General features: G+C 40.6%; 7 protein-coding genes and 1 pseudogene. 5 read left to right on the top strand and 3 right to left on the bottom strand.

Going from position 1 to position 10,047, the window contains the following annotated elements; translation table 11 throughout:
• Positions 1-36: 36 nt before the first annotated feature.
• The 3 genes from ACTHJT_RS09860 (at position 37) to ACTHJT_RS09870 (ending at position 5,351) form a co-directional block, all read left to right on the top strand.
• Entirely contained in the window at positions 37-2,508 is a 2,472-nt protein-coding gene (locus ACTHJT_RS09860) for a M1 family aminopeptidase (protein ID WP_440237859.1), read from the top strand.
• Positions 2,509-2,536: 28 nt separating this feature from the next.
• On the top strand, positions 2,537-3,118 hold the full coding sequence (locus ACTHJT_RS09865) for a hypothetical protein (RefSeq protein WP_440237853.1): 582 nt from the start codon (positions 2,537-2,539) through the stop codon (positions 3,116-3,118).
• Between the two features lie 163 nt (positions 3,119-3,281).
• The gene (locus ACTHJT_RS09870) at positions 3,282-5,351 is read left to right on the top strand and encodes a PDC sensor domain-containing protein (RefSeq protein ID WP_440237854.1); all 2,070 of its coding nucleotides are present in this window, start codon (positions 3,282-3,284) and stop codon (positions 5,349-5,351) included.
• A gap of 112 nt (positions 5,352-5,463) precedes the next feature.
• Here the strand turns inward: ACTHJT_RS09870 and ACTHJT_RS09875 are convergent, their stop codons facing one another.
• Together ACTHJT_RS09875 and ACTHJT_RS09880 are read right to left on the bottom strand one after the other, a co-directional pair.
• Entirely contained in the window at positions 5,464-6,960 is a 1,497-nt protein-coding gene (locus ACTHJT_RS09875) for an NAD(P)H-hydrate dehydratase (RefSeq protein ID WP_440237855.1), read from the bottom strand.
• 129 nt (positions 6,961-7,089) lie between these two features.
• Complete coding sequence (locus tag ACTHJT_RS09880; protein ID WP_440237856.1) at positions 7,090-7,806, bottom strand: phosphatase PAP2 family protein; 717 nt, start codon at positions 7,804-7,806, stop codon at positions 7,090-7,092.
• A gap of 187 nt (positions 7,807-7,993) precedes the next feature.
• Here ACTHJT_RS09880 and ACTHJT_RS09885 point away from each other — a divergent pair, with 187 nt between their 5' ends.
• A complete protein-coding gene (locus ACTHJT_RS09885) occupies positions 7,994-9,037 on the top strand; it encodes a nucleoid-associated protein (protein ID WP_440237857.1) in 1,044 nt (347 codons plus the stop codon).
• 94 nt (positions 9,038-9,131) lie between these two features.
• On the opposite strand, the gene ACTHJT_RS09890 is transcribed toward ACTHJT_RS09885, so the two are convergent.
• Complete coding sequence (locus ACTHJT_RS09890) at positions 9,132-9,686, bottom strand: RBBP9/YdeN family alpha/beta hydrolase (RefSeq protein WP_440237858.1); 555 nt, start codon at positions 9,684-9,686, stop codon at positions 9,132-9,134.
• A 127-nt stretch (positions 9,687-9,813) separates the two neighbouring features.
• On the opposite strand from ACTHJT_RS09890, the pseudogene ACTHJT_RS09895 reads away from it, so the two are divergent.
• Positions 9,814-10,047 (top strand): annotated as a pseudogene (locus tag ACTHJT_RS09895) (tetratricopeptide repeat protein); the annotation flags it as partial.

The raw sequence follows: 10,047 nt of genomic DNA on the forward strand, positions 1-10,047 counted from the left end.
TCACTCCGTCTGACACGAATCTTTTACATCACATTCATGCGTTTTCATCAGTCACGAACACTCGGCTTTCTTCTTGTTTTAGCATCTTCTTTCTATTCCTGTAAAAAACAGCCGGCACAATCCGCGGACAAAGGCGAACAAAAAACCATTCAAACCAGTCACGGCGCCTACAACCCAAGCCCCACTCAATACTGGGATCTGACGCATACCAAACTGGAAGTTTCCTTTGATATTCCCAAACAACACCTTCTGGGAAAAGCAACTCTTACGTTGAAGCCACATTTTTATCCGCAGCAAACACTTGTACTCCAGGCAAAGGGTTTTGACATTCATTCGATCTCCGTTGCAGGCAAACCAACAACAGCTTACACATACGATTCAAAAAACATCACCATTACACTGAATAAAGTATATACCCGAATGGATTCCATTGAGGTATACATTGATTATACTGCAAAGCCTAATGACCTGCCTAAGTCCGGAAGCGCTGCAATCACGGAAGAAAAAGGTTTATACTTCATTGACCCGCTGGATACGATTCCGGACAAACCCACACAGATCTGGACACAGGGCGAAACGCAGTCTTCATCCTGTTGGTTTCCTACGCTTGAAGCAACCAACCAACGCTGTACACAGGAGATGTATATTACTGCCGATAAAAAATTCCAGGTAATCTCGAACGGCGAACTGGTATATAAAACAGAAGGTCCAAACAATACACTAACCTGGTACTGGACCATGAAAAAACCTCATGCACCTTATCTGTTCATGATGGCAATAGGCGAATATGCAAAGGTAACAGATACCTGGAAAGATATGGAAGTAAGCTATTATGTAGAGCCTGCGTATGAGAAATATGCACGGAATATTTTTGGGGAAACGCCTGCTATGATTGAATTCTTTTCAACAAAACTGAAGTATCCATATCCATGGCCAAAGTACTCACAAGTGGTTATACGCGATTATGTATCCGGCGCCATGGAAAATACATCGGCAAGTATTTTCATGGAAGCACTACAGGTTGATGACCGTTACCTGGCAGACGACAACTGGGAAAGCATTATTGCGCACGAGCTCTTTCACCACTGGTTCGGCGACCTGGTAACCTGCGAAAGCTGGGCCAACCTTCCGTTGAATGAATCTTTTGCAAACGTATCCGAGATTTTATGGATTGAGCACAAACATGGTTATGATGCAGGATTAAAGCACGCGCAGAAAGATCTGGAAGGTTATTTATCTGAATCTGAAACATTGCAAAACCCGCTTATCCGTTACCACTATACAGATATCGAAGAAATGTTTGACCTGCATAGTTATAACAAAGGCGGGCTGACATTGAACATGCTTCGCAACATTGTAGGTGAAGAAGCTTTCTACCAATCGCTTCACCTGTACCTCACACGCAATGCATACACCGCTGTGGAAATAGATGAACTACGCATGGCATTTGAAGATGTAACCGGCGAAGACCTGCATTGGTTCTTTGATCCATGGTTCATGAAACGCGGACATGCAATCTTATCCGTTGAGCATGAAACAAAAAATAAAAAGACCCAACTGCTGATCACACAGCTGCAGGATACCTTGCAGGGTACTTTATACAGAATTCCTTTACAGATAGATTACAGAACGAAGCAAGATACTACACTTCATTCCGGCAGATACTGGATCAGTAAATACAAAGACACCATCATCCTGCCTGTGTCTGCGGAACAGTTATCGTACTTAGTGGTAGACAGCAAACACATTGTTGTAGGTACTGTTACACACAACAAATCGCTGGAACTGATGAAAGGTCAGTTTTTATATGGCACCGATTACCTGCTGCGTCAGCAGGCATTTGAGGCACTGGTAAAACCGGAGTCTGCAAAAGATAATCCATACCTGACCAACCCTGAAAATTTAAATTACCTGAGCAAAGCGTTAAATGATGCTTCGCCCGAAATACGTATGCAGGCTTTAATTGAATTTACGAAAAGACCTGTACCGAATTTCGAAACCATGTTTGCTCCTAAAATTTCAGCCATGGCTGAAAATGATGTACATGGTGAAACCCGCTCCGTTGCTATTTATCTGCTTTCTTCTCTGGACAACAATACTGATTATCTGCAGATTTATAAAAAAGGACTTGATGCTCCTTCTTACCAGGTTGCCGGTGCAAGCTTAAAAGCGTTATTATTACTGAATGATGCAGCAACGATCGAACGCGCACCTGAATTTGAATCATTCAATAATCTGAATATTGTTGCTGCCCTGGCTGCCTATTATATTCAAATAAATGATCAAACTCATTACCAGTGGTTTGAAAATAAATTGAAACAAGGTTCCGATCAGGACGTATACAACCTGCTGGGTCTGTTTACAAAATATGTGTTGCAACTTAGCAACGAGGATAAAGTCCGCGGCAGTAATTTGTTAAAGAAAATAAGCACAGAAAACCAGCAGGAGGTTATCCGTCAGAATGCGAAAACCTATTATCAGTATATAGACAAATCATTAAAAAATTAAACTACCCTATACACTAATATTTTATATCATGAAAAAGATACTTGTATCAGCATTGCTTTTAACAATAGGATTTGCATCCTGCGAACATAAGAACACGGAAAAAACCGATAAAGATTCCTTGCAGGCGAATGCATCTGCAGATACTTCCTTGTCTGTTGATACGTCAAAGGTAGCTGCACCGACAGAGAAAAAAGTAATACCACCGAACAGCAAAGAGGTTGAAGCCTTATTAAACAAACCTGTTACAACGCCTGCCAACAATCCGTTTAACTTGCGTGCCGGTGACAATCTATTGAAATCAGGTGCATTTACAAAGGAGCCGTTGAAATCAAGAATGAAAACTATTTTAGGTGATAAGTTTGATGAGTACGTTACGTTTTTAGCCACAGCAAAACCATTGAAAAAGGATTCAGATGGCTTCTTATATACAGACGGTGCAGCTTCCAAAGGTTCTAAAAATCAGGCTTTCTTCCTGTACCAGCACGAAGCAGATGTATTGTTCATCGGTTACCAGAAAGGCGAAGAGCGTATGATGCTGAATGATATGAAATCAAGATTGTTTGCACCGGAATCAGTTGACATGTGGGCAGAACGTGCCATCGGAGAATAATTACTGCTATGTCTTTTACAATTCCAGATCTTTATAAATACTATACAGGTCTGGAATTTTCTTTTCTATAAAATTATTCTTTTTCACTTTTATTCCCCTACAGATGATTTACTCTTTTAGAAAATATTTTAGGACAGGTTGCATTGCTACATTCATTTTATCTTTGTTCGCACTTATTGTATGGAGCATCATATACATACACGGCAAAAAAGAAATAAAGAAACAAACCATTGCGTTCGGTGAACAAACAACGGAAGCTGCTACCAAGAAGATTGATTCCGTACTGCAAAACATTAACGCAACAGCTCAACAATTTGCCGATTCACTCAGCAAGCACGCTCTTACAAAACAGGAATTAGAGTCAGAATTAAAAAAGATAGCTGATACACAACCATACATTTTAGGTGTTACCGTGGCTTATCTTCCCTATGAATTTGATTCAAAACAAAGGTTGTATGCACCTTTCTACAACAAAAAAGAAGATAAAATCATTCAAACGCAGGAACTTTATGATTATACAGACAGAAGCCGCTGGAATTATAGCGCATGGTTTTTTAATCCGATTGAACACGACACATTTTGGGCTGAACCCGGCTACGGACCGGCCTCTCATGCTGTTGTAACAGATTTTGGCATTCCTTTCTATGATCCGAAAAATCCGGAAAAGAAAATCGGTATTGTCGACATCACTTTTTCTTTACAGGGATTCAGTAAATTATTAAACACGTTGAAATTAGGAAAGACGGGCTATGCCATGCTTGTGTCTAACCGTGGCCATGTATTATCACACCCGCGTGAAGATTATTTGCTTGCCCTGAGATCACTCAATGAAGTTGCGGAAGAAACCGATGATGAAAATTATAAGCAGGCAGTCAAGAAATTATTGAATAAAGAAACGGGGCATGCAGAATACATGAATCCCCTGCTGAACAGGGCATCCATCGTATTCTATCAAACCATTCCTACAACCAATTGGTCTATTGCTATCAATATCATTAAAGATGAGATCGAACCGGATTTTGAATACAGCTACAGGCGTGAAATCATTCTTTCTATTTTTATTTTACTGACCCTGATCAGCGGCAGTATTCTTTTATTCAAATTATATAAAGAAGAACGCTTATGGATCATGGCGGCAGGTGTAACCGTGTTGTTGTTTATCGAAACCGGATTTATCTGGCTCAGCCATCAGAAGCAACCGCTGTTTGATTATGGATCAAATGCAACCGTAATTTCGGATATCAATGCAATCAATACTTTTATCAATCAAACCAATGCCGAAACAGAGAAACTGCACGAAGACACGCCAGTCTATATTCCTACGGGAATTTACGTTCGCAATATAGAATTTAAAGACGGTAGGCTCATTGGTTTAAACGGAACGATCTGGCAGAAACTGGATACGGCTCTGCATAAAGACATAGAGCCGGGCGTTACCTTCCCTGATTTGTCGACCGATGCGGAAGCATTCACCATGGAGACCGCATACGACCGCATTGAAGACAAGCACCGGATTGTTGGCTGGAATTTCAGACTGAATATTATAAATAAAGTAGATTACAAACTGTATCCTTTTGACCGGAAAGATTTAAAAATAAATCTACGGCACCATACCGTTGGAAAAAATATTTTCCTGGTACCGGATGCCGATGCGTATGAATCGCTCATCCCTTCTACTGATCCCGGTGTCAATAAAGCGATTCCTTTGGTTGGCTGGGATTTTCTCGGAAGTTATTTTTCTTATGAATATAAAAGTCTGAATACCAATTTTGGTCTGCAGCATTTTCAGCGCCAGCGCAACCTGCCGGAGTTGAGTTTCAACATTATACTAAGCAGGAAAATCATTGGTGCATTGATCGCACATATCCTGCCATTGCTCATCATTCAGTTAATGTTGTTTGGGGTAATTATTATTTTCTCTAAAACCGAAGTGGAAATTTCGGGTTACAATACGTTTGGTGTCATCAACAGCTGCGCGGCATTCTTCTTCGTGATTGTGATCTCACACATTGATTTAAGAAATACACTTGAGATCGAAATGGTCACCTATATGGAGTACATTTATTTCATTGTATATATCTATGTATTGCTTGTCACGGTTAATGCCTTGCTGTTTTCCTCAACGAAAGAATATTTATTTGTGGATTATAAAAGCAATTACATTCCGAAGCTGCTGTTCTGGCCGCTGTTCATGCTTGCCACGATTTTGATTACACTGGTTTTATTTTATTAAATTAGTAAGCAGTTGTCAGTAAACAGTAAAAGTTAGTTATCTATTAACTTATATAATTTCTTACATCAAAAAATTAACACTGACTACTGTTTACTGACCACTGAGCACTCTCTTATTCAAAATCTAGGAAGAATTCCGGAAGTGATTCAATAAGATCAGATGCGATCATCGCTGCTTTTGAATGCTTTGCCGCGGCTGCATCGCCCGCATAGCCATGCGCGAAAACACCCAGCTTCGCCGCCTCTTCCGGACTATATCCCTGCGCCAGCAATGAAGTAATCACACCTGTAAGTACATCGCCGCTGCCTGCCGTTGCCATGCCTGAATTACCGGTAGAATTAAAATGCACTACACCCGTTGGCATAACCACTGCTGAATATGCACCTTTTACCACAATGATCACCTGCATCTTCTTTGCGAGTTCAATGGCTTTATGTAAACGTTCCCAGCTGTTTTTGAACTGTACCCCTGCCAGACGCTCCAGCTCTCTTGGATGCGGCGTTAGTATACTATTCGGTGGTATGTGTGTGATCCAATGTGGATGGGTAGATAAAATATTCAATGCGCTCGCATCAATCACCAATGGCTCAACAGAAGACACCAGCAGCTCTTCCAGCACATCGGCTGTATATGGATGTTCACCCAGACCAACACCTATGCCTACTGCGCTGTACCCATCCAGATCAGGCAGCTGCGTTACAACTTCCTTATCCTTATCAATACTTAAAATGGCTTCCGGTATGAGCGTCTGCACAATATCAACCCCGCTGCCAGGTATATGCACGCATACCAAACCAGCGCCTGAACGTAAAATTGATCTCGCTGCCAATGTTGCTGCTCCCATCATGCCTTTGCTTCCCGCAATCAGCAGTACTTTCCCGAAGGTTCCTTTATGAGAAAACACCGGACGTTTACGGATCATTTTCTGAATCTCTGCTGCATCGGTGTAATAATAATCGCTCAACAGGTCCGCCGTCCCTTCCATCTTCAAACCGATATTCACAATGTGCCATTGACCTGTATACGTTTCATGATCCGATAAAAAAAGCATAAGCTTTGGCATCTGAAATGTAACTGTATGGTCTGCCGTAATGATCGCTGCATGTTGCGCCGGATAATCGCTATACAAACCTGAAGGCACGTCCACGGCATACACCGTATTCTCCGATGCATTGATGCGATCTATGATCGTCGCGTAAAGATCTATAACCGGACGGTTCAGGCCGGAGCCCAACAAAGCATCAATGATCAGAATATCAGCAGGAATCTTAACAAGATCAGCCTCTGTAACGATGGAAACAACTTCTGTCAGTTTTTCCAGGCGCGTTAAATTCGCCTGGCAATCATCGGTAAGTTTACCCGACTTGACAATGAATGGTTTTACTTTATATCCCCGATTAATCAATAAACAGGAAATTGCCAATCCATCTCCGCCATTATTTCCCCTTCCGCAAAACACCCATACTTCCTTTTGTATGGTTGTATGTTTTGTAAACCATACGACGAAAGCTTCAGCAGCCCGCTCCATTAAAGTCAATGAAGTAATGTGTTCTTCCTCCTGTGTGTACAGATCTAATTGATGAATTTGTGCAGCTGTTAAAATCTTCATAATTGTAAAGGTTACTTATAAAATTTAATTTCTTGGGGCAACGCCCAAGCTTTACTATGTGAGGCTTTCAGCCTCTACTTACGGCAAATTAAATTTACTGACCACTGTTTACTGACTACTGACCACTATCTAAAACGTCATGGAAAAATAAACACCCGCCGACCGGTTACTGTATGCCGGCATGACCGTAACATTCTTATTCCATTTATATCTGTGTGTCCAGTAAGCAAGGTTTGCGCTCAGCATACCAATCCCCGCACCTACCAACACATCACTTGTATAGTGTCTGTTGTTTGCAATCCGCAACGCACCTACGGATGCAGCAATTGTATAACCCGCAACAGGGTACCAGATGCTTCTGGATCCGTATTCGCGCTGCAGCATCACCGCACCTAAAAACGCCTGAGCTGTATGCCCGGATGGAAATGACTTATCGTCTGTACCATCCGGACGGATAACATGTGTACTGTTTTTCAAAAGTGTCACCGAGATCCACATCATTGCCTCTGCTTTCAGCAAAATAGCTGTACGGTTTTTAATATCGGTTTTTGCTTTCACACCCAGCCAATCGACTCCATAGATCATGGGTATTGCAGCAAACCGCAAATAATCATCAGCATGTGTATGAAAATTCGGATACGTTTCTGTCACACTCTTTTTCACACTCAGGTCATTAAACCCGTTTTTATTCAGTTTCATGAACATCCCGGCGCCAATCAGTGTTACGGGCGCAATCGACTGTTTTATATAGACAGCAGTTTTTCGTTTGAGATAAACGGTGTCTGACTGTGCAGCCAGATTACCGCATACCATTGCTGTTAAAATCAATAAAATAATTCTTTTCACACACATCAATTAATCACTTTATACTACTATTTTTTTTCTAAAAAGCCTATTCTACTGCTTATTTAAATACCTTTTCATAACCCCCGGAACTTCTGTATAATTTGTAGATAACCCTTTTCCTATTTAATACTTAAATTGTCCTATTATGCATAATTTTAAGTACATAATTTTGAATACGCTTAGTTTTATGCAGATCGAATTGATAAATTTCGAGAGAATCTATACTCACTTTGTTGGCAACAAATCAGACGAAGAAGGTATTACAATTTCGAAAACGCCTTTACAATTAAACGACGAATCTTTAAAAGAATTATTGCTGAATTATTTTACTTCTCCGTTTAAAAATAAAGAATATAATCATTTTCATCACGAAACCGATTTGAACCTGAATGAGCTGTATACATTCTGTTCGAATATTTTTACTGACCCGGATTCCTTATACATTCAAAGCATCAACATCGCCAAGCATTTGTATGAGCAATCCAAACACCCGATGATTAAAGGCGGAGAATTCTATGTAGTATATTTTGATGATTGCGTGATCGATGGCGAAACTACTGATGCTATTGGCTTATTCAAATCTGAAACAAAAGAAACCTTCTTAAAAATATTCCCGCAGGGCGACGGCTACGAAGCGGTATCCGACAAAGGGATCGATATACGCAAGCTGGACAAGGGCTGCTTTGTTGTAAACAGCGAAAAAGAAAATGGTTATAAAGTTTGTGTAGTCGACAACACAAACAAATCCAGCGACGCGCAATACTGGAAAGATGATTTCCTGAAGATCGTGAGCCGCAACGACAGCTTCCATTACACACAAAACTACATGAACATGTGTAAGAGCTTTGTAACGGAACAGATGCCTGAAGCCTTTGAGGTTTCAAAAACGGACCAGATCGATTTGCTGAACCGTTCGGTAAATTATTTTAAAAAAAATGAATCATTCGATATGCAGGCCTTCACCAACGATGTGATCCAGGATGAACTGCTGATTGATTCGTTCAAAGAATATAAAACAAAATTTCAGGAAGACTACCAGATGCCGATTGTAGATGAATTCGAAATCTCCACACCGGCTGTAAAAAAATACGCAAAGGTATTTAAAAGTGTATTGAAACTGGATCGCAATTTTCACATCTACATTCACGGCAACAAAGACCTGATCGAACGTGGTCGCGATGATGTCAGCGGCATGAATTTCTATAAGATTTATTATAATCAGGAAAGTTAAAGGCTGAATGCTTAAAGCCTAATGCGGGAAGTTTACGCAAAATGCAATCGCCCTCGGTTTAAATAAATTGCGGGCGATTGCATTTTATTACTTTTCAGTTAATTCCTTTAAGGAATTTTTTAAACAGCTCCTGTCCTTCTTCCCAATATTCCAGTTTAGCGGCCGTACCAATATGCTCACGTTCACCAACCGAAATGAATGTTGATCCGAAAGTATCTGCCCACGCTTTTAACTTCGGCGCAGTAATGTAGGGATCATTTTCGCTGGCAACCACAAGCGATGGAAAAAGGATTTTAATTTCCGGCAAGGGATTAAAACCAATACATTCTTTAGGAAAATCATGCTGGGTGACATCAGGCATGGCCACTAAAAAAGCACCGGCAATGCCTTTGAGTTTATGTTGCGCCAGCGCATGTATAACCGTGCAGCAGCCAAGGCTATGGGCAATCAGCACGACAGGTTTACTGCTGTGTTGTTCAACCGTGATCTGTAATTTGTTCACCCAGGTAGAACATACAGGGTGATCCCAGTCTGCCTGTTCAACACGGTGAATGGATGGATATGCTCCTTCCCAGAATGTTTGCCAGTGATGCTCTCCTGAACCGCCCAGGCCCGGAACATTAATATAATTAAAACGATTATCCAGCATAGATTCAGTTTTTCAAAAAATGACAAGTCTAAATTATCACATTTTTTGAGTATTCAATAGAAGTATCTATCTTGAATGCCGGATTTACCTAAAATCAAATTACAGCCAAACCATTACTGATCTATTCATGAAAAAAAAGACTATTGATCAAGCAAATACCAAAAGTCCGTTTATAATAGTTTCATACCCCATCAGCATTATCCTTGTGGTTTGTATACTACTATATATAAAATCTCTGCATTTTGGTCTGACACAACTCGACGACAGTATTTTCATCAATGATTTTCATGAACTTTTCTCCAAAGGAAAAAATTTCGGTCATCTGTTTTTCAGAGGCGTTTTCTTTGAAAAAGACGATTCG

The sequence above is a fragment of the Cytophaga sp. genome (assembly GCF_051961495.1).
Classification (GTDB): Bacteria; Bacteroidota; Bacteroidia; order Cytophagales; family Cytophagaceae; genus Cytophaga.